This window comes from Lysinibacillus sp. GW821-FHT14F06, from assembly GCF_058803665.1.
The window spans coordinates 131,561-152,814 of sequence record NZ_JBXAPF010000003.1 but is presented as its reverse complement, the minus strand read 5'-3'; the positions used below and the strand labels follow the sequence as shown (position 1 = coordinate 152,814).

Here is a 21,254-nt window from a genome sequence, read left to right as displayed (position 1 = left end):
TTAAAAGAAAAAATCGTTTGAATTATCTGAAATATGATGTTATGATAACTGTAATACGAATCCTGATGTGTTTGTTTATCTGCTGATTCTACCTAACAGTTTTGACCGAACATTATAGAATTGGGAGCCTTCATTTTGTAGTCGCAAACATGCCCTAACAAGGAGCGGGACGTTTAAAACTGCAAAGCGGGCACCCCCCTGCGAATTGCGGGTTCAAAACGAATGTTTCTTGGCATTACGGCACAATCGGGATTCGTCAATACATAATGAAACAAAAGGAGCATGTACTGCTCTTTTTTTATTGCTCAAAAATGCATGATATCATCAATAAGTTAGTGAATAATCAAATCATAAAGAAAAATTTAGAAAATATGAAAAAATTACTTTTTATTTTTGTGAAAGCGGCATATAATTGGTATAGACAACTATACCAAATGAAGATTGGTAGCTTGTTTGCTTCAGCAATGCTCCTTCATAAGGAATAAAGGGGGGTGACTCATTGAAGGGGACACTATTGATTTCAAATGTTACGATAGTCAATCACGATAAGATGCCATTTAAAGGCGACTTGCTGATTGACAATGGTAAGATCATAAAAATAAGTCATGCATTATCCAATCGTGCTGATCATTATATCGATGGCAAAGATAAAAATTGGTTCTTACTTCCTGGCTATATTGATATGCATATTCATGGTTCTGCTGGTCACGATACAATGGATGCTACCCCATCTGCCTTACATCAAATAGCCCGTTCTTTAGTAAAAGAGGGTGTAACGGGCTTTCTTGCTACTACAATGACACAATCAGTAGAAGCAATTGAAAGCGCTTTAGCCAATATTGCACTTTTTGAAAATAGTGAGGATGAAGCAGATTTACTAGGAATCCATGTAGAGGGCCCATATGTTTCCAAAAAAAGGGCAGGTGCTCAGCCAATTGAATACATTATATTACCCTCCATCGAGCAATTTGCAGCATGGCAAAAAATAAGTAACCAACGCATCAAACAAATAACGATTGCACCTGAAGTAGAGGGAGGCTTTGCCTTTCTTAAATCCTTAAAGGGCTCACATGTAATTCCCTCTATAGGTCATTCTGATGCCACAATTGAGGATGTAGAGAGGGCAGTTGAACTAGGTGTAAGGCAGGCTACACATTTATATAATCAAATGAGTCCTTTTCATCACCGCAATCCAGGTGTCGTGGGAGGCGTGTTAGTAGAAGATGGTGTTAAGGTTGAAATCATTGCAGATTTTGTGCATAGTCATCCTCAGGCTGTCAAGCTGGCGTATCGGACGAAGGGAGCTCAAGGAATAATTTTAATTACCGATGCGATACGGGCGAAAGGCTTACAGTACGGTGATTTTGATTTAGGTGGGCAAACTGTTCATGTTTCTAAGGCTGGGGCACATTTATCTAATGGAGCTTTAGCTGGCAGCGTGTTAACGATGGAACAAGCGGTGAAAAATATGAAAGCGATCACAAATTGCTCCTGGCAGGAAATTGTTGCAATGTCCTCTACAAATGCTGCTGAGCAATTACAGCTTACAACTAAGGGGCGTATCTCAGAAGGTTATGATGCAGATTTTGTATTACTTGATGAAAAATTAAATGTGCAAAAAACTATTTGTCAAGGTAAAGTTGTATTTGAGAAATGAAAGTAAAGAGATGATAAGGATGGTGCAAGACTTGTTAGATAAAAATTCTCATATACCTATCTATATACAAATAGAAGAGATTATTAAGCAATGCATTTATTTAGAAGAATACAAGATTGGGGAAAACATTCCCTCTGAACGTGAGCTTTCAGCGCAATTTGATGTCAGTAGAATGACTGTTCGTCAATCTATTACAAACTTAGTGAATAGTGGCTTACTGTACCGTGAAAAAGGAAGAGGCACCTACGTAGCTAATCCAAAATTGGAGCAACCATTAAAGGGATTAACGAGTTTCACAGAGGATATGCGGGCAAGAGGGATGGAACCTAGCAGTAGAGTTCTACGCTTTGAAAAAATTGTCCCTCCAGTTGATGTGGCTGGAGATTTAATGTTAGAGCCTGGCGAAGAGGTATTCTTTGTAGTTCGAATTCGTAATGCGGATTCTAAGCCAATGGCAATCGAAAGAACATATATTCCAGTAAAAGTGTATCCAGAGTTAGATGAAAAGAAAATTATGGGGTCATTGTATGCCTTGATTGAAGCAAAATTCCATCAAAAAATTGGAAATGCCATTCAACAAATGGAGGCAGCTATTGTTACAAAAGAGGATAGTAAATTTTTACAAATTAATCATACAGCACCTGTCTTAATTATTAAACGTACAAGTTATTTATCAGAGGGCGTTCCGTTTGAGCTTGTGCGTAGTACTTATCGAGCTGATCGATACAAATTCATTAGTGAAATTAAAAGGTGATTCTATGCATGTATACTTTCAAGAAATACAAAAGTTAATGCAAACCATACAAGAGCAAGAACATACTCAAATAACTGAAGCTGCGCAGTTAATTGTCCAACGGCTTCAACGTGGTGGTATTGTGCAATTATTTGGTTGTGGTCATTCTCAACTTTTAGCACAGGATGCATTTTATCGTGCGGGTGGTCTCGTACCTGTACGCCCAATTATCATTGAAGCTTTGACATTACATGCAGGTGCTATAACATCATCTAAAAATGAAAAGGATCCGACGATTATAGAGCTGTATAAGGAGCAATTTGACTTTCATGAAAATGATGTATGTATCATTATCTCAACTTCAGGGCGAAATCCTGCACCTATTGATGCAGCACTTCTAGCAAAACAATCAGGAGTACTCGTTATGTCACTCCAATCTCTTAAATATCATAATCAGCCCTCGCGTCATGCAAGTGGAAAACGCTTAGAGGAAATAGTGGATATTATGATAAACACACATACACCAGTAGGCGATGGGGTACTGAGTTACAATGAAACACAGTTTGCACCAGCTTCCACAGTGATTGGGGCATTTATTTTAAATGCGTTATTTAGTGAAGTTATCAATAATATGGCAAGCTTAGGGTGCGTATTACCAGTATTTGAAAGCAATAATGTTGAATCCAATCGATCTCATAATGAGGTTTTGATGGCTAATTATCAACATCGGATTGACTTTAATTGAAAAACGGGGGAGATATCGATGAAAAAGATGTATAAAATAACAGCACCAGAGGGGCTACATGCTAGACCTGCAGCGTTGCTTGTAACTGCTGTTACGCCATTTGAATGTGATGTTACTTTAACGTATAAGGAGAAATCGGTAAATTTAAAATCAATTATGGGGGTTATGGCTCAGGGAGTAGCTACAGGAGGCATGGTAGAAATTTTTGCAGAAGGTCCTGATGCGGAGAAACTTTTTCAAACGGTTACAGAAGTATTCATTTCTAAAGGAATTGGTGAGGAATGCTAGAAATACAGGGAATAGCTGTGTCTGATGGCATTAGTTTTGCAAAGGCATATTGTTTAAAGGATCCAGATTTATCGTTTGAAAAAGTAACTGTATTGGATGTACAAGAAGAACTAGAACGATTCAAGGCAGCTATGGGGAAGGCAAAAAAGGAGCTTCAAGAGATTTACGAAATTGCTCAGGGCAAATTTGGTGCAGACAAGGCAACGATTTTTGCAGCACATTTATTAGTGATAGAAGATCCAGAAATGATTGCAGCAGTTGAGTCGAAAATTCTAACAGGTGTGAATGCAGAGTCTGCCTTAGATGAAGTGGCAAATATGTATATCGAGATGTTTGAGGGAATAGACAATATTTATATGCAGGAGCGAGTGGCAGATATCAGAGATGTCTCTAAACGAATATTAGGGCATTTGCTTGGCATTGAAATGGTAGATATCAATCGTTTAACCTCTGAGGTTATCATCGTTGCAGAAGATTTAACACCCTCTATGACAGCGATGCTAGATACGAAGTATGTAAAGGGGTTTATAACGGATATAGGTGGTAAAACATCGCATTCTGCTATACTTGCACGAACATTAGAGATTCCAGCGGTGGTAGGAACTAAAAATGCTACACAAGTCATTCAACAAGGAACTTTGATTATTTTAGATGGCACAAATGGCAAAATTATTGTGAACCCAACCTCAGAAGTATTCAGCTTTTACAAGCAACTGCACACACAGCACATAGCAGCGTGTAAAGAGCTTCTTCAGTACCGTTCTTTGGCAAGTTGTAGCGCGGATGGATATGCTGTAGAAATAGCTGGTAATATTGGCAAACCAGAGGATGTAAAAATGATTCTAAATGCTGGTGGTGATGGTGTAGGTCTTTTTCGAACGGAATTTTTATATATGGGACGTCAGGAGCTACCTTCAGAGGAGGAGCAGTTTCAAGCTTATAAAAGTGTACTTGAGAAAATGCAGGGAAAGCCAACGATTGTTCGAACTTTAGATATCGGTGGTGATAAGCATCTGCCTTATTTACAACTACCAGCAGAAATGAACCCTTTTCTTGGTTATCGAGCCATTCGAATTAGCTTAACACAGCACGATATTTTCCGCGTACAGCTTCGTGCATTATTAAGGGCAGGTGCCTATGGTCATTTAAAGATAATGTTTCCAATGATTGCAACTTTGGATGAATTTCTAAAAGCAAAAGCGATGCTTCTGGAGGAACAGCAGCATTTAAAAAATAATGGCTATTTAGTCGCTGAAAATGTAGAGCTTGGCATAATGATTGAAATCCCATCAGCAGCCATTATAGCGGACATATTTGCTAAGGAAGTAGATTTTTTTTCAATTGGCACAAATGATTTAATTCAATACACATTAGCGGCAGATCGCATGAATGAAAATGTGTCTTATTTATACCAACCATACCATCCAGCCGTTTTAAGATTAATTAAAAACGTTATTGATGCAGCCCATCAGCAAGGTAAATGGGTAGGTATGTGTGGTGAAATGGCAGCAGATGAAATAGCCATACCGATTTTACTAGGGTTGGGATTAAATGAGTTCTCAATGAGCGCCTCCTCTATTCTAAAAACGAGAGCGCATATTGCTAAGCTTTCAAAGCAGCAATTAGTGCTACACATTGAGCGCATTTTATTACTTTCTACAGCAGATGAGGTGAAGGCGTATGTTCAAAGACACTTAAGTCCGTGAATTTCAAGAATATTCAGTATTGAATAGGGGTGATTTGTTTTATGGATATAAAGATGATTCCACCAGAAGATTATTGTCAGGTACATCAACTAAGAGATTATTGTTTTCCTAATAAATATATAGGAGCACGCCGTGAGGATTTTCAATACTGGATTGAGCACAGCATAACGCTCGGGGCTTATGATGCACAGAAGGTAGTTGGTCAGCTATTAATATTACCTCTTAATATAACTGTACATGGTAAGAGTTATGCTATGGGCGGAATTGGCTTTGTAGCAACCTATCCAGAATATCGGCAGCAGGGAATTATTAAAAAGCTAATGACAGCAGCGCTATTGAAAATGAGAGAAAGCGGGCAATCCTTATCTGTCTTAGCCCCTTTTTCTGTTTCCTTTTATCGTCACTTTGGCTGGGAGCTATTTTTTGAAAAACTACATTATTCCATTCCACAAATGCTTTTTCCTGCTTTTGGAAAACAACTAGATATTATTAAACGCATGAGCTTTGAATGGCGAGATAATGGCCTTTATCGTGACATTAAGGATTTTCATAATGTACAGGCACTTACTCGTAATGGGGGTATGCTACGAAATAATGCGTGGTGGCAAAGGATAGAGAGAAGGATGCCAGACAGTCATTTGGCAGCCTACTTTAATTCTGATAATGTAGCAGGTTATATTCGTTATACGATACACAATGAAATATTTGAAATTCATGATTTTATAGCAGAGGATTTGCTGGCAGAACAAGCAATTTGGCGCTTTGTCACATCACATGCTGCAAGTGTTACTAGCATTAAGGGAATTACCTCTAGCGACCATCACTTTGGCTTTCATTTTAAAGAACCACAGTTTAAAAGAGAGGTTGTTCAGGATGTCATGATTCGAATAGTGGATGTTCTCTCTTTTATGCAGCAATATTCATGGCAGGAAATGCAAGAGCCCTTGTATGTGCGTATAGAAGATTCCTTTTGTGCATGGAATGAGCATATCTTTAAAATAAATAAAGATGGAAATGTTTCAATTGTAGAGACAAATTCAATCCCTGCGATGCATATGTTAGCATTACCAATCAATCTTTTTTCTGCTATGATGATAGGCTACCTTTCTGTAAGTGAAGCAGTGGAATATGCCCATAAACAGCCAACAAAAGAGCTTGTTGAGCGATGGCAGCTTGCAATACCTACTGAGAAACCCGCCTTTTACGAGTATTTTTAATGGGTTATACAGATGAATTATAAAATTTTTTTTAAACTTTTTTCTGGACTATACCAGTTTGGTGAATCCTTTTATTCGCCTGAAAGAAGGTTATAGCCCAATTTTTGAAACAATTTTCTAACGAGGGAAATAGTGTAAAAATTATATTGTGGTATATACCAATTGATGCTATTCTCAACTTAAGTAAGCGATTTCAAAGCTGGAAAACAACAAATTTTCGCTAATTAGAAAGACCATTTAATAATTAAAGGGAGTGCTGAAAATGAAAAATATTATGCTAGTGTGTGTAGCAGGAATGAGTACTAGTTTATTAGTGTCAAAGATGCAAAAAGCTGCACAGGATCAAAATATGGAGGCAGATATTTATGCAATTGCTGAGGGGGAAGTTGAAAAAGTATTAGCCAATAAAATGCCTGACGTGCTTTTATTAGGCCCTCAGGTACGGTACTTAAAGGGATCATTTGAAAAAAAATTTAAAGATATGAATTTTCCAATTGATGTCATTAATATGGCTGACTACGGCATGATGAATGGTGAAAATGTCTTGAAACAGGCGTTAACACTAATTGGTTAAGGGGGCAAAGTCAATGGAAGAAACTGCTTTAATGGCATCTGTTATGGGCTTGATTGTGCATAGTGGAAATACAAAGAGTGAATGCATGGAAGCCATTCAGCTAGCAAAAAAAGGACAGATTGTTGAAGCAAAAGACAAAATAAAGCTTGCCAATGACGCTTTGATTGAAGCACATCATTCTCAAACAGCTTTATTGTCACAAGAGGCAAGGGGCGAAAAAGTAGAAGTATCCATGCTGTTAATCCATGCTCAGGATCATTTAATGAATGCTATAACATTTCGTGATTTAGCTGTAGAAATGATTGAGCTATATGAACGAATCAAAGGGGAGTAGCATCGAATTTTGATGTCCAAATAAAAAATAAAGGGAGTGTGTGAAATGTTCCGTTTTTTAGAAGAAAAATTTGTGCCAGTTGCTGCTAGAGTAGGGAATCAACGTCATTTAGTTGCCATTCGTGATGGGTTTATTACAATCATGCCATTGACAATTGTTGGATCATTTGCTGTGCTTATTAATACTTTTCCTCTTGAGCTATATCAAAATGCACTCGATTCCATTTGGAAGCACGAAACCTGGACTCAGTTTGGCGGCAACATCTGGGGTGCGACATTTGGAATAATCTCACTATTATTAGCATTTGTCGTAGCATACCACCTAACAAAAAGTTATGACAAAGATGCGTTATCTGGTGGTGTGATAGGGCTTGCTAGTTACATGACCTTTGGGACATTTGGGGAGGGCGGCTTAACAGGGCTAACGACAGGTACTGGCGGCATATTTGTAGCCCTCATTACAGCCTTAATTTCTGCTGAATTATTCTCACGTTTATCGGGCAATCCAAAGCTTTTAATAAAAATGCCTGCGGGAGTACCGCCAGCAGTTTCAAAGTCGTTTGCCGCATTACTACCAGCAATTATTATAATTGGTTTAATAGCATTAGTACGTACAATTATTTCTGCTGGTTTTGATATTCCAGATATTATTGGTACATTTTATTCAGCTGTTCAAGAGCCATTTATGGGCTTAACAAATACATGGGTAGCAGGTCTTATTTTAGCGTTTATTCCAACATTTTTATGGTCGTTTGGTGTTCACGGGGCAAATATTATTGAACCATTTATGCAATCGATTAATCTACAAGCAATTGATGCAAATGTTGCTGCCATTTCAGCAGGTAAAGTAGCACCGTATATTATTAATAAACCATTCTTTGATGCATTTATCAATATGGGTGGTTCAGGTACTACAATTGCCTTAATCATTGCTATTTTCATCATTGCGCGGAAGAACAAACAGTATAACACGGTCGGTAAGCTCTCGGCAGCACCAGGATTGTTTAACATTAATGAGCCATTGCTATTCGGTTTACCAATTGTTTTAAATCCAATTCTATTTGTGCCGTTTATTTTAACGCCTATGATCAATGTCACAATTGCCTTCTTTGCAACTAAATGGGGCTTAGTACCAGCAGCGACAATAGCTGCACCATGGACGACACCTCCTATTATTAATGGTTTTTTAGTAACACAATCATGGCGCGGTGCAGTGCTTAGTATTGTTCTAATTGCTGTTGCTATCTGTATCTATTTACCATTCTTATCGATGGCAAATCGTATGGCAAAACAAAATGAGCAACGAGCTGCTGAAGCGGAGGCTCAAAGTCAACAGTCTGTTACACAATCAAATATTCAAAAAGTAGAAGTGTAATGACTGATTAACGGAGGTATTTGAATTGAGAAGATTAGGAATTTCACTATATCCCCAGCATAGTACACTAGACCAAATGAAGCATTATGTGCAGCTTGCTCATGACAATGGCTTTGATCGAATATTTACATGTCTACTGTCGTTAAATAACGATCAGGAACGACAAAAATTACAGCAAATAAATAATTTTGCGCAGCAGCTTGGCTTTGAAATTTCAGCTGATATTGCACCAGCTGTTTTCGAAGATTTAGGCTTAACGTATAAAGATATCGCTTACTTTAAGGAGCAGTATCATTTAACGGCTTTGCGTTTAGATATGGGGTTTTCTGGTCAAGAAGAAGCTTTTATGTCACTTGATGCAAGTAATATAAAAGTAGAATTAAATATTAGTAATGGTACTAAGTATGTAGAAAATATATTATCCTACCAACCAAATAAAGATAATATTATTGGCTGTCACAATTTTTATCCAAGACGTTTTACGGGTCTTTCTCGTCAGCACTTTTTAACAACCTCTAAGCTGTTCAAAACGAATCATATTCGCACAGCTGCCATGATTTCATCGCAGCATGCCAAATATGGACCTTGGGAGCAAACCGAGCATGGCTTGCCAACATTAGAAGAGCATCGTTATCTACCAATTACTGTGCAAGCAAAGGATTTATGGCATACAGGATTAATCGATGATTGTATTATTGGAAATATGTATGCCTCTGAAGAAGAGCTCCATGCTTTAGGTCAATTAAATCGTCAAAAACTTGAGCTTAAAATTGTACCCTCTGCTGAAACATCTGTTTTAGAAGAAGCGATTCTATTTAAGGAGCCCCATTTTAACCGTGGAGATGTATCAGAATATGTGATTCGAAGTACACAGTCTCGCGTTAAATATAAAAATGGTGACTTCCCTGCTCATGATACAAATCCATTAAAACTGGGTGATGTGACCATTGATAATAATCTGGATATTCGTTATAAGGGCGAACTGCAAATTGTGTTGAAGGAAATACCTAATGCTGGCTCAACCAATATAGTAGCCAGAGTTGCCGAGGAAGAACAATTTTTACTAGCACATATTCAGCCATGGGAATCATTTGGCTTTACGAGATGATAGTGGATAGAGAAAGGGATTGAGAGATTAATCCTCAAAGTGTTGAAAAATTAATTAGTCAAGGGACTCTTTGTGAATATTTAGTCAAAATGAAGGTGATTTCCGTTCCAGGCTACTCGCTTTGTCGCTGCCGCTTCGCTTTCGCGCAGAGCAAGGCTTCCTGTGGGCGAGCGACGAGCCGCTTCCTGCGCTGGAGGAACGAAGGTTAAGTGCGTCACGTCCTTTGACAACGCCTTCGTGACCAACATCGTGTTGGCCTCAGGGTCTCGTCTGTCTCACTATCCCACGGGAGTCGAGTAGCCTTGCACTTCAATCAGCAATAGTGTAGAACTTTAAATATTTTCTTCCTTCAAAAGTAAAGTAAAAGCATATTACTCACCATCATTAAATGGATAGAATAGTGACTTCAATTTATCACTATACATTTGTGTAAAATGCCAGAAGAAAATACGATGAGCAGTGGTTGATTGGAGTGTAGACTGAGTGACTCCTCGGGGATTCAGCGGCTCATCGGAAGCCTCCAGGAAAGCACTCAGTCGGAACGGAGGTCAACCCCTCGTTTTGAAAAAGGGCTATACTTTTTAATTTGTCACCTTGAATTCATTGACATAATAGTATTTCAACAACATGGGGATTGAGCGATCAATCCTTTTTTCTTTATGAGGAAAGGGGCAAACATTATGTATGTTTTAGCGATAGACGGTGGAGGCACAAAAACATCTGCGGTCCTGTGTGATGAATATGGAAATATTTATGCCAAAGTAGTGACCACTCGCAGTAATCCGACAGCAATGGATTTTCACTATTTTGAGTCAACAATTCATACTATCATGCAAAATTTACAGCAGCAAAACCCCCAAGTATTTTCAGCTGTACATAGTTGTTTTGCTGGTATGGCAGGGGTAAAGGAGCTTCAGGCAGAGAGAACTGTAGAAGAAATATTACAGCAATATGTTTCAAAAACTACAATTATTTCTGTTGACAATGATGCCATAATTGCCCTTTATGCTGGAACGCTTGGTCAGGCAGGTATTGTTCAAATAGCTGGAACTGGCACCATAACAATGGGTTTCGATCAACAGCAAAATTTTCATCGTGTAGGAGGCTGGGGGTATCTTTTTGATGATGAGGGTAGTGGATATGATTTAGGTATACAAGCTCTGAAGGCGATTTTTCAAAGCTATGATGGTAGAGGAAGAGCAACAGCTTTAACAGATGCAGTACTACATTATTTTGCTGTAGCTAATGTGCCACAATTAATAGAGTGTATTTATGGAGAAGAGCATCCACGTACAGTTGTTGCACCATTAAGTAAATATGTTGTTGCAATGGCTAATCAGGGTGATGAAGTTGCCCATAAAATTTTAGAAGATGTTTCCCAAAAGTACTATAGTGCGATTAAAGCCTGTTATAAACAAATGATTTGGGAAAAAGAACATGTACCTGTTGTCTTAGCAGGGGGAGTTTTTAAAAATGAAGGTTATTTTCTACCTAAGTTGCAGCAGCTCGCAATTGCTGATGACCTTCCTTTGCAATTTATAAAACCGCTGCTACCACCAATTGGGGGAGCAGTCATTGCAGCTTTTAAGGAAATGAATATTCAGCCCTGTACAGATTTTATCGAAACTTTTCAAAAGAATGATGAATAATTAGAAAATTAATCGTGTAAAACTAGGGGCAATTGAGAGATTGCTCCTATAAGCGTTGAATATTTTTTAGTTATAATTTTCACTTGAAGAATTACATGATAAAATGTAAGATAGGTTTGATTTTATCTTAGTATTTAAATAGGTTTACTAATGAAGTGAGGACCTCATCCCTCATGGATAGAACAAAAGCTAAAGCCTTCACAACCTACTGCCTAGAACGAATAGGGCTTTTATGGACAGTGAATCGCCCTTTACTTAGGGGTTTTGTATCTGATGATGCGCATTTGGTACAGATTAAATAATGCACATGTAAACAGGATAAAAATTATAATAGACGGAGAGTGTAAGAATGTTACATCAATTTTCACGTAACGAGCTCGCTATAGGAACAGAGGGTCTCGAGAAATTAAAAAATACAACGGTTGCCATACTTGGAGTAGGTGGTGTTGGGTCATTTGCAGCCGAGGCATGTGCACGAAGTGGAATAGGGCGCATTATTTTAGTGGATAAGGATAATGTTGATATCACGAATGTAAATCGCCAATTAGTCGCTTATCTTTCGACAGTAGGTAAATCCAAATCAGGTGTTATGAAAGAGCGTATTGCAGATATTAATCCACAATGTGAAGTAATTGATATGCATATGTTTTACACAGAAGAAACATATGAAGATTTTTTTGCACAAGGCATTGATTATGTGATTGATGCAAGTGATACAGTGATGTATAAAATCCATATTATGAAGGAATGCTTAAAACGTAATATTCCAATTATTTCAAGTATGGGTGCAGCAAATAAAATGGACCCTACTCGCTTCCAAATTGCAGATATTTCAAAAACACATACAGATCCACTAGCAAAGGTTATTCGTACAAAATTACGCAAGGAAGGTATTCATAAAGGGGTTACAGTGGTGTTCTCTGATGAAAGTCCTATTGTAGTTCGACCAGATGTCGTTGAGCATGTTGGGAAACCTGATGCAGCTATTCGCAAAGCGAAAATGCCGCCATCCTCAAATGCGTTTGTACCTTCTGTCGCAGGTTTAATTGCAGCAAGCTGGGTAGTGAATACAATTTTAAAAGATGTAAAAATCACTCGTGTGCAGGGATAATGTATTATTAAATAATAGTAAACTTCCTTACAGGGTGTGAGCAAAAAAGAGCGAGATTGAACATTTTTATAGAAGTAGCTGACTCAATTGACTTTGGAGGCAGCTGCTTTTTCTGTGTTACAATAGGAGCGTTGTAAAAAAAGGAGGCGGTTAATAGTGGAACAAATCTACCAAATGGAATATAGGGGCTTAAATTTGTTTGATGAAATCAGTACGGTGGAGCTTGCTATTGATGAACAAGAGCAAACAATACATATTTTTGATGCTGAACAGGTTGTAAGCCCTATTTTTAATTTTGATGTTTCTGCTTATGAGCTATCAGAGGGTTTTTACAAGATGGCAGATATACTTCGCCATAAACGTATATTGACAAATTATCAGCAGGGTAGGGAATGGACGCTAAGTGAATGGCTCATCACAAACAATGCTTATTTTTATAGTCCAAAACAAAGAATAAAAAAATATATCAAGGGAAGCATTATAGAAATTGTTGATTGTACGAAGGAGCAATTTTTATTTGAGCAATATATACAAAGGATTTAATTCTATCAAAATAGATCATCTTATGTACATAAAAATGCTATTAATTCACGAAATTGTCTTATTTTCTTCCTGTCCACACTTCTTGATTTGGTTTATTGCTATAATTTGAATAATTCCAATTGATAATAGATCGATTTGTTTGGAATGTACAGGACTGCTTAGGGGAGTAGGAATGACGTTTAGAAAACAAATGAGAACATGGGAGAGTGGTAAAATGGAAATTCAAGTAATTCGTGATCATTTAGACATTGTAAAACTTCAAGAAAAGATGGATGCTATTGTATTTGACTATTTGGATACATCTAATAATTATCCAAAAGCTATGAGAGAACTAAATCCTTTATATATACAGGTCACTACATTTTATAAAGAGTATGTTGCTAATAGGGCAGGTGAAATACCAGATGCCAATACATACTGGCATTTGTTTATAGATTGTAGTGCAAAATTATGCTATTTTTTAGCCGCATCAATCTATTATTCTTCTAATGCGTTACAAAAAACGCCAGAGAAAGTCGAGCAATTATTAACTATCGCAGCCTATTCATTACCTAGTATCGAACAGGAGGAGAATGCGCAATTATTATCTGCCATTTTTGCTCTTTATAGTGAAGTTGTAAATGATGACGAGAAAGCGGATTCATTAAAAAATACAGTGCTAGACCAAAAAGGTTCAGTTAAGCAATGTCTGCAGCATTTTAATCAATTTGTCGATAAAGAAGTAGTGATATAATTTCTTTCGTTACTATTCAGAAAATAGAATACTCAACTAGAATCTGCTTACTTTCTGTGGTTAAGCCTAATTCTTACAAGCTTTGTTTTGTAAGGGGTGTATTTTTCCAAGGAAGTTTAGCGGATTTTTTTATTCAGCCTCTATAGGGGGCGAGAGAATGCGCCTTTTTTCTATTCAGTTGGTGTAATTGTTTGTTACTTATGTAAAAAGGACTTTTGTTAAAAAAGGAATTTATATATTTTTGTCGAAATATAGTTGGAAAATAGGTAATATATATGAAAGGTTCATAGCACAGTGGAATTTATAGAAAGGAGGGCTATTAATGTTTATCAATGGTACGGAACTAGATTTGACGAACTTAGAAAAACCATTGCTATTGGTAAATGAGGATGAAGAACTTTTATTTCAACGGTTGATTCAGCCCACACTTGAATATGAGCTAATTCAATGTCAATTAGCGCTGTCCACAAGAAAATCGATCTCCCTAGTAAAGGATTTTTGGCTGGCCTTGTACAAGGGGCGAGAAAAATTATATATCAACAGCGGGCATGCAATGTTATACCCAATTCGTCTAATATTATTTGAACTTGTGACACAGGCAGAACATTTTAAACGTTTGGCGAAAAAATCGTTAGGAGATGAATGCCTATCATTTATCTATGCTGTTGTCCTATTACAATTTATCTTACAATGGCTGAAGGATAGATTTAAAAATAACAATGAAGTGTATGAGGCAATGAAATTACTATACAGAGCGACTGATGACTATTTAGATGACGAACAAGTTCCAATATCAAGGGAACATTTGATTGCCCAAGCAATTGCAGTGAAGGCAATTCGTTATGAGGTAAAGGAAAACGCCCAAGAGTTTGCGAGTTTACTTTATCAAACCTATAATTTTCTAAACCACTTACATGATAAAGTAAAGGAAAAAGAGGAGGATGAGACTAATTCTCTACCATCAATGAGGAATGTGGCAGATATTTTGAACTTATTTTATAGTGAGCGTTACACAACGGATAATCCCAGCTTTACAGGATGATTGCTTGAGCAGTCTGTCCTGTTTTTTTTATGGAATGTAAATGAATTAAAACGATATTTTCTGAAATTTCTTTAAAATCATTTCTTTAATATGTCATATATGCTATCATTACTTATTATTTTATCCGGTATTTTAAATAAAACGGTAATTTTATGTAAGTATATATTACATTAAAAGGAGTGATATATGTGAGGCAATTTAACTGGAAGTCCATAAAAGCGAATGTCCATTTATGGTGGAATTATCAATTAAATAAAAAGACCATACAAATGAAGGAAGAAATGTTTGAAGGTATTGCAAAAACACGAGTAGATTTACTAAAAAATTGGACACATGATCGCTGGGTATCACTTGAAAATAGAGCACAGATCATTGCTCAAACAGAGCATCAATTCCTAGATTCTTTTTTACGAGAATCCAAGGAGAAAAGTACATATTTTACTGAATTATTTTTAATAGATTCAACACTAAAGGTCTTCGCTTCTAGTTTTTCTCGGCATGCTGGTATGATATATTCAGATAATGATCAGATGATAAGTAAGGCAATTCAACAAGTTATAGCAACAAAAGAGCCTTTATTATTTGGACCATTTATTGACCCTCTAACAGAGCAAATAGGTGCAAGATCCTCTAATTTTCATGATGCGGTAACATTGTTATTTTTACAACCAGTTTTGAAGAAACAACAGTTACATAGTGTACTAGCTGCTCGTGTACCAAATGATGTACTAGGTGATTTAATTCAACGTGAGGCGGGCCATATTTATCCGCAATCAGGCGATAATTATTTGTTTATGGCGCACTCCAAGTTTGATGCGTCTATTTCTCAAGGAGTTGCGCTTTCTCGTAGTCGATTTGAGGACAGCTCAATTACCTCTGGCGCTAATTTGAAATCTGGTATTGAAACTAAAAATGGAAATATAGTAAAGGTAAACAAACATACAGAATTTGAGTTATCATTCTTGAATCCTATTGCCTCAAAAATACATTCTGGTGTTACAAGCACCATACAAAATGGACAAAATGTAGCTATACATTTTCCGGGTTATGCAGATTATAGAGGTGTTCCAGTTGTAGGCAGCGGGAGAATCTTTCAGCTTCCTCATTCTCCTGACGAATGGGGAATAATGTGTGAGGCTGATTTATATGAAGTGTACAATGAACGATCCATTGGCTTTACTTTAGCGTGCAGCTTTATAATTTTTATGCTGATGAATATTTTTCTATTTCAATTATTGTCATGGTTACAGCTTCCTAACATGCTTATCTTTTGTATTAATATGATGTATGGTGCTGCTGGTGCCTGGTATTTCTTAATAAAGCGTTTAGCGCCGATAACAAGCAAGCTTGAGAATATGACGGGAATGATTCAAAAAATCTCCGAAGGTGCTGGTGATTTAACCATCCGTACTCCTGAAACGATGCTGACTCGGGATGAAATAGGGGATATGGGTCGTGCAATTAACAATTTTGTAGATAGTCAAGGAGAGTTATTAGCGAGGGTACAACGATCATCTCATGATGTTGAGTCAACTAATATTATCCTGCAAAATCGTACGGTCCAGGTAGAGACTGATTCGATAATAGTGCTGCGGCAAATGAAAGAAATGCATATAGCCATTCAACATCAGCTGTATAATGTTCAACAAGCGATGGGGCATATTGAAGAAATTCAAGAAAAAATGCATGTAATGGAAATAAACGCAGATGAACAATTAAAAATAGCTCAACAACAAGTTGAAGAAATAAATGAGGAAATGAAAAAAATTGTAGGCAAGGTACAATCGACATTGCAACTCACTTCAACGTTCCAACAAGCTTCTGAAAGCATTGGAAATGTTGTCGTATCAATTAATGCAATTGCTGAGCAAACAAATCTATTAGCCCTAAATGCTTCGATTGAGGCAGCAAGAGCTGGTGAACATGGAAATGGCTTTGCGGTAGTGGCAGAGGAAATACGCAAGCTATCGATGCAAACAAAGAATGCAACTGAAGAGATTCATTCAACTTTACATAGTATAGAAACGAGCTCGGAGAATATTCAGCAATCTATTAAAGCAAGTAGTATGGAAGTGGAGCAGGGGGCTAGCTTCATAAAGGGTGTTCATGCAATGTTGATGAAAATGTCAACTCGTTCATCAAAAAATCATGAAACCGAAGAAATGAAAAATATCATTCAAAGTATTGCAGCGAGTAGTGAACAAAATGTACGGGTAGTTACTCAAGTTTCTGCGTCAACAGAAGAAATGATGGCGCAAATTAAGCAAGCGCGCTTTAATTCTGAGCGATCGTCTCTAGTAATTGGCAGACTCGCACATGCTGTGTCAAAATTTAAGGTGAAATAAAAGTAACATCAGTTGAGACAAGACTGCTTGAATTTAACCTTTCATTCATATAAGAACTTATTGAAAAGTTTCTTAATTCTTTGGAGGAAAATAATGACAAAAGAACAATTGTTGAAGAATATTAATAACTTGATGCGGATGCACTCAGAGGGGCTTCTTGGTGGTGAAACAATGCCTGAAGACATACTGATTAATGTTGTTTCAGAAGAGGATTTACTAGAAGTATTAACGTTAGCTATGGCTTTAAATTATCAAAGAAATTCTTATAAGCTGTGGGAGTCAGTTGCAAAAACATACCAAGATGAAGAAACGAGGTGGATTTTTAATCCCAATATTGTGGTAAATAAGGATATCGATATGATTCGAGAGGTATTACTTCTTTATCGTGTAGGATTACAGCCTAATCGACATCCAGAAATTTGGCAGCGTGTAGCCAGGGGAATTGTTCATTCTTCAGCAAAAGGAAATGTCCTTGGTCTTATTGAATCAGTTCAATTTGATATTCATCCATTGAAGGAATTAATGCAGGGAACAAGAAAATCCGATTTTCCTTATCTATCTGGTCCGAAAATCTTCAATTACTGGCTTTATGTTGTGGAGAGCTATACAGATATTTGTTGGAATTCTCGTGAACTAATGACAATTGCACCTGATACTCATATTTTGAAGGCTACCGTTAAATTAGGATTATGTTCGGAGAAGGTATTAAAAGGTGGAACTGATGATAGAAAAATTGTAGCTAACGCTTGGGAGAGGGTGCTAAAAGGAACGGGGATAGTACCGATTGATGTGCACACACCATTATGGCTATGGTCTCGGTCTGGATTTCCTGCGTTAGTAGATTTTTAAAGATGTGGAGTTGTTAAAAGGACAATGCATATTAGTTATATCATATACATTGTCCTCTTAATTATGTTCTTGAAATGCTGTGGGGATCAATGAATTTATTGTTGTTCCTTATGGAAAGATTTAAGCTTTTCATAGATTCCTGCCATTCGTTTTTCTTCACCAGCGATAACAGGCGTATAAAATTCAATTCCAACAAGCTCGTCTGGTAAATACTGCTGATCAACCCAGCCACCGAATGTACCAATTGGGGTGTTATGTGGGTATTGATAGCCGACATGTCCTAAATCTTTTGCCCCCTCGTAATGAGCATCACGTAAATGATGTGGAATATCGCCTGTTTTTCCTTCGTGGATGCTAGCAATAGCAGCATCAATAGCTGCAATAGCGGAATTGGATTTAGATGCTAGGCACATTTCAATCACAGCACTAGCAAGGGGAATACGAGCCTCCGGTAAACCTAAACGCTCTGCTGCTTGAACGGCAGCGAGCATATGTGCGCCAACATCTGGCTGTGCTAGTCCTATATCCTCGTAAGCCATGACAAGTAAACGTCTGCTGACAGCGACTAGATCACCAGTTTCTAGTAAATGTGCTAAATAATATAGTGCGGCATTGGTATCACTGCCACGCACAGATTTTTGTAATGCAGATAGCAAATTGTAAAAGTGGGACCCATTTTTGTCACCGTAAACACCAATTCTTCCAATAAGATGTTTGATAATATGATCTGCCGCAATGGTTTGACCGTCTATCTCATCACTTGCATAATAAATGGATTCAAGTAAAGTTAGTGCCTTGCGTGCATCTCCGTTAGCGGCACCAGCAATTTGTTCAATCTGTCCATCTGTTAAGATGAAATGCTGTTTGCCTAATCCACGTTTTTCATCAGCAAGTGCCTTTTTCACAAGCTCCATAAGATTTTCCTGCGTTAGCCGTTTTAGTTGATAAATCTCCCCACAGCGGGAGCGAATCGCTGGATTGACATCGTGATATGGATTCTCAGTAGTGGCCCCAATGAGAACAATCGAGCCATTTTCAACATGTGGCAGCAAAGTATCCTGCTGTAATTTATTAAAGCGATGAATTTCATCCAAAAAAAGTAATACTTTCCCTGAGATTCTTGCTTCCTGTACAATATCCTCAACATCTTTTTTCCCAGCACGTGTAGCATTTAGTGCAAAGAAGGGGAGTTTTGAGCTCCCTGCTATAGCATTCGCAATCGACGTTTTTCCAATACCAGGCTCACCGTATAAGAGCATAGACGGAACATGTCCATTTTGAATCATTTTATAAAGAGCGGTAGAAGGACCAATGAACTCTTGATGACCGACGATTTCATCAAGGCTTAACGGTCGCATGCGGTAAGCAAGTGGTTCGTTATGCATAAAAAATACCCCCTTTAAACGTAATATATATGAGCTGAAATGAAGTGTCGATGTATTTTGTCCATCCAAACTAATGCACAATTATTAGTATATCATAACCATTCAAGAGTATTTCCGAGTTCTTCAAGAGGAGATTATGATATACTGTTGGTAGTATTTTTGACTAGACTAATTGAGGGTGATAAAATGAAAATTTCAACTAAAGGCCGTTATGGGCTAACAATTATGATTGAATTAGCAAAGCATTATGGAGAAGGTCCTATACCGTTACGTAAAATTGCCGCAGAAAAGGAGTTATCTGAGGCCTATTTAGAGCAATTGGTTTCCCCGCTACGTAATTCAGGCTTAGTAAAGAGTGTACGTGGTGCCTATGGTGGTTATATGCTAGCGAATCCACCGAGTGAGATTTCCGCAGCAAATGTTATTAGTGTTTTAGAAGGTCCTATCCAGCCGGTTGAAGGAATTGAAAATGAGGAAGCACCTCAACGAGAGCTATGGCTTCGCATTCGCGATGCTGTGAAAAATGTGTTGGATACAACTACTATTGAAGATTTAGCACAATATACTGAGGAGAATGTAGTGGAAGGCTATATGTTCTATATTTAATTAAGTTTAGGCTAAAGCATCGTTATTCTTTTTTTGTAGGGATACGGATGCTTTAGCGCTTTTCGTACAAAGGAGTTTTCAACATGAAATCATATATTTATCTCGATCATGCGGCAACAGCACCTATGAATGACAAGGTCATCCATGCTATGACTGTTGCAATGCAGGATGTTTATGGAAATGCATCGAGTATTCATGGAGCAGGTCGAGAGGCACGGAAATATTTAGATGATGCACGTGAAGTATTAGCCAAGTCAATTGGTGCTCAGCCTGGAGAAATCATTTTAACAAGTGGTGGCACTGAGGCGGATAATACAGCAATACTGGGAACCGTGAATGCCCGAGCTAGTGAAGGGAAACACATTATTACTACACAAATTGAACATCATGCAGTGCTACACACATGTGAAAAGCTTGAGCGAGATGGCTTTGACGTAACCTATTTACCAGTTGATGAAAAGGGACGTGTTTCTGTAGAAGATGTGCGGAATGCATTACGAGAGGATACGATTTTAGTTACGATTATGTATGGGAATAATGAAGTCGGAACAATTCAACCGATTGCTGAAATTGGGGAGCTTTTACTAGAACATAAGGCCACTTTCCATACAGATGCAGTGCAGGCATACGGTTTAGAGACATTAAATGTTGCTGATTTACATGTGGATTTACTAAGTGTTTCTGCGCATAAAATTAACGGCCCTAAAGGGATTGGCTTCCTTTACCAAAAAACGGGAACGCAGCTAGCTAGCTATGCTCTTGGTGGTCAACAGGAGAAAAAACGTCGTGCAGGCACTGAGAATGTACCTGCAATTATTGGTTTTGCGACAGCTGTGCAAATTGCAAATGACTTGCGTGAAGAGAAACGAGCGCTGTACAATCGCTTTAAGCAAATTATGCTTGATATTTTTACACAAGAAAAGCTAACATACCACATCAATGGAGATGTAGAAAATACACTTCCACATCTTTTAAATGTAAGTTTCGCTGGTATGGAAGTAGAGTCCTTCCTTGTAAATCTTGATATGGCAGGTATTTGTGTGTCAAGTGGATCTGCTTGCACTGCGGGTTCCATTGACCCATCTCATGTTTTAGTGGCAATGTTTGGACAAGGAGCAGAGGAATTACGTAACTCAATTCGTTTTAGCTTTGGACAAGGTTTAACGGAAGAGAATGTACGATATGCTGCTGAGAAAACAGCAGCAGTTGTGAAAAGACTTGCGAAAAAATAAAGTATATAGCGCTTAACTTGTTT

General features: G+C 37.6%; 20 protein-coding genes and 1 other RNA gene. 20 read left to right on the top strand and 1 reads right to left on the bottom strand.

Features of this window, described 5'->3' with window-relative positions:
* Positions 1–56 precede the first annotated feature (56 nt).
* The 18 genes from ssrS (at position 57) to AC1RNS_RS04385 (ending at position 18,008) form a co-directional block, all read left to right on the top strand.
* Positions 57–257, top strand: a non-coding RNA gene (gene ssrS, locus AC1RNS_RS04470) — 6S RNA.
* Positions 258–499: 242 nt separating this feature from the next.
* On the top strand, positions 500–1,657 hold the full coding sequence (gene nagA / locus AC1RNS_RS04465) for an N-acetylglucosamine-6-phosphate deacetylase (protein ID WP_492991065.1): 1,158 nt from the start codon (positions 500–502) through the stop codon (positions 1,655–1,657).
* 31 nt (positions 1,658–1,688) lie between these two features.
* Positions 1,689–2,411, top strand: a complete 723-nt coding sequence (locus AC1RNS_RS04460) for a GntR family transcriptional regulator (RefSeq protein WP_492991193.1) — start codon at positions 1,689–1,691, stop codon at positions 2,409–2,411.
* Positions 2,412–2,415: 4 nt separating this feature from the next.
* Positions 2,416–3,135, top strand: coding sequence for a sugar isomerase domain-containing protein (locus AC1RNS_RS04455; protein ID WP_492991191.1), 720 nt, complete (start codon positions 2,416–2,418; stop codon positions 3,133–3,135).
* Positions 3,136–3,153: 18 nt separating this feature from the next.
* Positions 3,154–3,423: an HPr family phosphocarrier protein gene (locus tag AC1RNS_RS04450; RefSeq protein ID WP_492991063.1), complete on the top strand. Its 270-nt coding sequence runs from the start codon at positions 3,154–3,156 to the stop codon at positions 3,421–3,423.
* On the top strand, positions 3,417–5,129 hold the full coding sequence (gene ptsP / locus AC1RNS_RS04445) for a phosphoenolpyruvate--protein phosphotransferase (RefSeq protein WP_492991061.1): 1,713 nt from the start codon (positions 3,417–3,419) through the stop codon (positions 5,127–5,129). Before AC1RNS_RS04450 ends, ptsP begins: the two co-directional genes overlap by 7 nt.
* Positions 5,130–5,170: 41 nt before the next feature.
* Complete coding sequence (locus AC1RNS_RS04440) at positions 5,171–6,346, top strand: GNAT family N-acetyltransferase (protein ID WP_492991060.1); 1,176 nt, start codon at positions 5,171–5,173, stop codon at positions 6,344–6,346.
* Between the two features lie 262 nt (positions 6,347–6,608).
* The gene (locus AC1RNS_RS04435; RefSeq protein WP_492991059.1) at positions 6,609–6,920 is read left to right on the top strand and encodes a PTS sugar transporter subunit IIB; all 312 of its coding nucleotides are present in this window, start codon (positions 6,609–6,611) and stop codon (positions 6,918–6,920) included.
* 13 nt (positions 6,921–6,933) lie between these two features.
* Positions 6,934–7,254: a PTS lactose/cellobiose transporter subunit IIA gene (locus AC1RNS_RS04430; RefSeq protein WP_492991058.1), complete on the top strand. Its 321-nt coding sequence runs from the start codon at positions 6,934–6,936 to the stop codon at positions 7,252–7,254.
* A gap of 45 nt (positions 7,255–7,299) precedes the next feature.
* Positions 7,300–8,628, top strand: coding sequence for a PTS sugar transporter subunit IIC (locus AC1RNS_RS04425; protein WP_492991057.1), 1,329 nt, complete (start codon positions 7,300–7,302; stop codon positions 8,626–8,628).
* A 25-nt stretch (positions 8,629–8,653) separates the two neighbouring features.
* Complete coding sequence (locus tag AC1RNS_RS04420; RefSeq protein WP_492991055.1) at positions 8,654–9,736, top strand: DUF871 domain-containing protein; 1,083 nt, start codon at positions 8,654–8,656, stop codon at positions 9,734–9,736.
* Between the two features lie 680 nt (positions 9,737–10,416).
* Positions 10,417–11,385, top strand: coding sequence for an N-acetylglucosamine kinase (locus AC1RNS_RS04415; protein ID WP_492991054.1), 969 nt, complete (start codon positions 10,417–10,419; stop codon positions 11,383–11,385).
* A 349-nt stretch (positions 11,386–11,734) separates the two neighbouring features.
* Positions 11,735–12,496 (top strand): tRNA threonylcarbamoyladenosine dehydratase, encoded by a 762-nt coding sequence (locus AC1RNS_RS04410; RefSeq protein WP_492991053.1) that lies wholly within the window; start codon positions 11,735–11,737, stop codon positions 12,494–12,496.
* Positions 12,497–12,652: 156 nt separating this feature from the next.
* Positions 12,653–13,039 (top strand): hypothetical protein, encoded by a 387-nt coding sequence (locus tag AC1RNS_RS04405; protein ID WP_492991052.1) that lies wholly within the window; start codon positions 12,653–12,655, stop codon positions 13,037–13,039.
* Between the two features lie 172 nt (positions 13,040–13,211).
* The gene (locus AC1RNS_RS04400) at positions 13,212–13,772 is read left to right on the top strand and encodes a hypothetical protein (protein ID WP_492991050.1); all 561 of its coding nucleotides are present in this window, start codon (positions 13,212–13,214) and stop codon (positions 13,770–13,772) included.
* 322 nt (positions 13,773–14,094) lie between these two features.
* Entirely contained in the window at positions 14,095–14,814 is a 720-nt protein-coding gene (locus tag AC1RNS_RS04395) for a hypothetical protein (RefSeq protein WP_492991048.1), read from the top strand.
* Positions 14,815–15,002: 188 nt separating this feature from the next.
* On the top strand, positions 15,003–17,159 hold the full coding sequence (locus tag AC1RNS_RS04390) for a methyl-accepting chemotaxis protein (RefSeq protein WP_492991047.1): 2,157 nt from the start codon (positions 15,003–15,005) through the stop codon (positions 17,157–17,159).
* 93 nt (positions 17,160–17,252) lie between these two features.
* Positions 17,253–18,008, top strand: a complete 756-nt coding sequence (locus AC1RNS_RS04385) for a hypothetical protein (protein ID WP_492991046.1) — start codon at positions 17,253–17,255, stop codon at positions 18,006–18,008.
* 95 nt (positions 18,009–18,103) lie between these two features.
* On the opposite strand, the gene AC1RNS_RS04380 is transcribed toward AC1RNS_RS04385, so the two are convergent.
* Positions 18,104–19,393: a replication-associated recombination protein A gene (locus AC1RNS_RS04380; protein WP_492991044.1), complete on the bottom strand. Its 1,290-nt coding sequence runs from the start codon at positions 19,391–19,393 to the stop codon at positions 18,104–18,106.
* A 186-nt stretch (positions 19,394–19,579) separates the two neighbouring features.
* On the opposite strand from AC1RNS_RS04380, the gene cymR reads away from it, so the two are divergent.
* Together cymR and AC1RNS_RS04370 are read left to right on the top strand one after the other, a co-directional pair.
* Positions 19,580–19,999 carry a cysteine metabolism transcriptional regulator CymR gene (cymR, locus tag AC1RNS_RS04375; RefSeq protein WP_492991042.1) on the top strand — a complete coding sequence of 140 codons (420 nt, stop codon included), beginning with the start codon at positions 19,580–19,582 and terminating at the stop codon, positions 19,997–19,999.
* 83 nt (positions 20,000–20,082) lie between these two features.
* Positions 20,083–21,231 carry a cysteine desulfurase family protein gene (locus AC1RNS_RS04370; RefSeq protein ID WP_492991040.1) on the top strand — a complete coding sequence of 383 codons (1,149 nt, stop codon included), beginning with the start codon at positions 20,083–20,085 and terminating at the stop codon, positions 21,229–21,231.
* The last annotated feature ends 23 nt before the right edge of the window (positions 21,232–21,254 follow it).

Excerpts from the sequence above, each read along its gene's own strand:
- AC1RNS_RS04455 (WP_492991191.1), top strand. The coding sequence starts at position 2,416 with ATGCATGTATACTTTCAAGAAATACAAAAGTTAATGCAAACCATACAA.
- AC1RNS_RS04450 (WP_492991063.1), top strand. The coding sequence starts at position 3,154 with ATGAAAAAGATGTATAAAATAACAGCACCAGAGGGGCTACATGCTAGA.
- ptsP (WP_492991061.1), top strand. The coding sequence starts at position 3,417 with ATGCTAGAAATACAGGGAATAGCTGTGTCTGATGGCATTAGTTTTGCA.
- AC1RNS_RS04440 (WP_492991060.1), top strand. The coding sequence starts at position 5,171 with ATGGATATAAAGATGATTCCACCAGAAGATTATTGTCAGGTACATCAA.
- AC1RNS_RS04435 (WP_492991059.1), top strand. The coding sequence starts at position 6,609 with ATGAAAAATATTATGCTAGTGTGTGTAGCAGGAATGAGTACTAGTTTA.
- AC1RNS_RS04430 (WP_492991058.1), top strand. The coding sequence starts at position 6,934 with ATGGAAGAAACTGCTTTAATGGCATCTGTTATGGGCTTGATTGTGCAT.
- AC1RNS_RS04425 (WP_492991057.1), top strand. The coding sequence starts at position 7,300 with ATGTTCCGTTTTTTAGAAGAAAAATTTGTGCCAGTTGCTGCTAGAGTA.
- AC1RNS_RS04415 (WP_492991054.1), top strand. The coding sequence starts at position 10,417 with ATGTATGTTTTAGCGATAGACGGTGGAGGCACAAAAACATCTGCGGTC.
- AC1RNS_RS04410 (WP_492991053.1), top strand. The coding sequence starts at position 11,735 with ATGTTACATCAATTTTCACGTAACGAGCTCGCTATAGGAACAGAGGGT.
- AC1RNS_RS04400 (WP_492991050.1), top strand. The coding sequence starts at position 13,212 with ATGACGTTTAGAAAACAAATGAGAACATGGGAGAGTGGTAAAATGGAA.
- AC1RNS_RS04395 (WP_492991048.1), top strand. The coding sequence starts at position 14,095 with ATGTTTATCAATGGTACGGAACTAGATTTGACGAACTTAGAAAAACCA.
- AC1RNS_RS04385 (WP_492991046.1), top strand. The coding sequence starts at position 17,253 with ATGACAAAAGAACAATTGTTGAAGAATATTAATAACTTGATGCGGATG.
- AC1RNS_RS04380 (WP_492991044.1), bottom strand. The coding sequence starts at position 19,393 with ATGCATAACGAACCACTTGCTTACCGCATGCGACCGTTAAGCCTTGAT.
- cymR (WP_492991042.1), top strand. The coding sequence starts at position 19,580 with ATGAAAATTTCAACTAAAGGCCGTTATGGGCTAACAATTATGATTGAA.
- AC1RNS_RS04370 (WP_492991040.1), top strand. The coding sequence starts at position 20,083 with ATGAAATCATATATTTATCTCGATCATGCGGCAACAGCACCTATGAAT.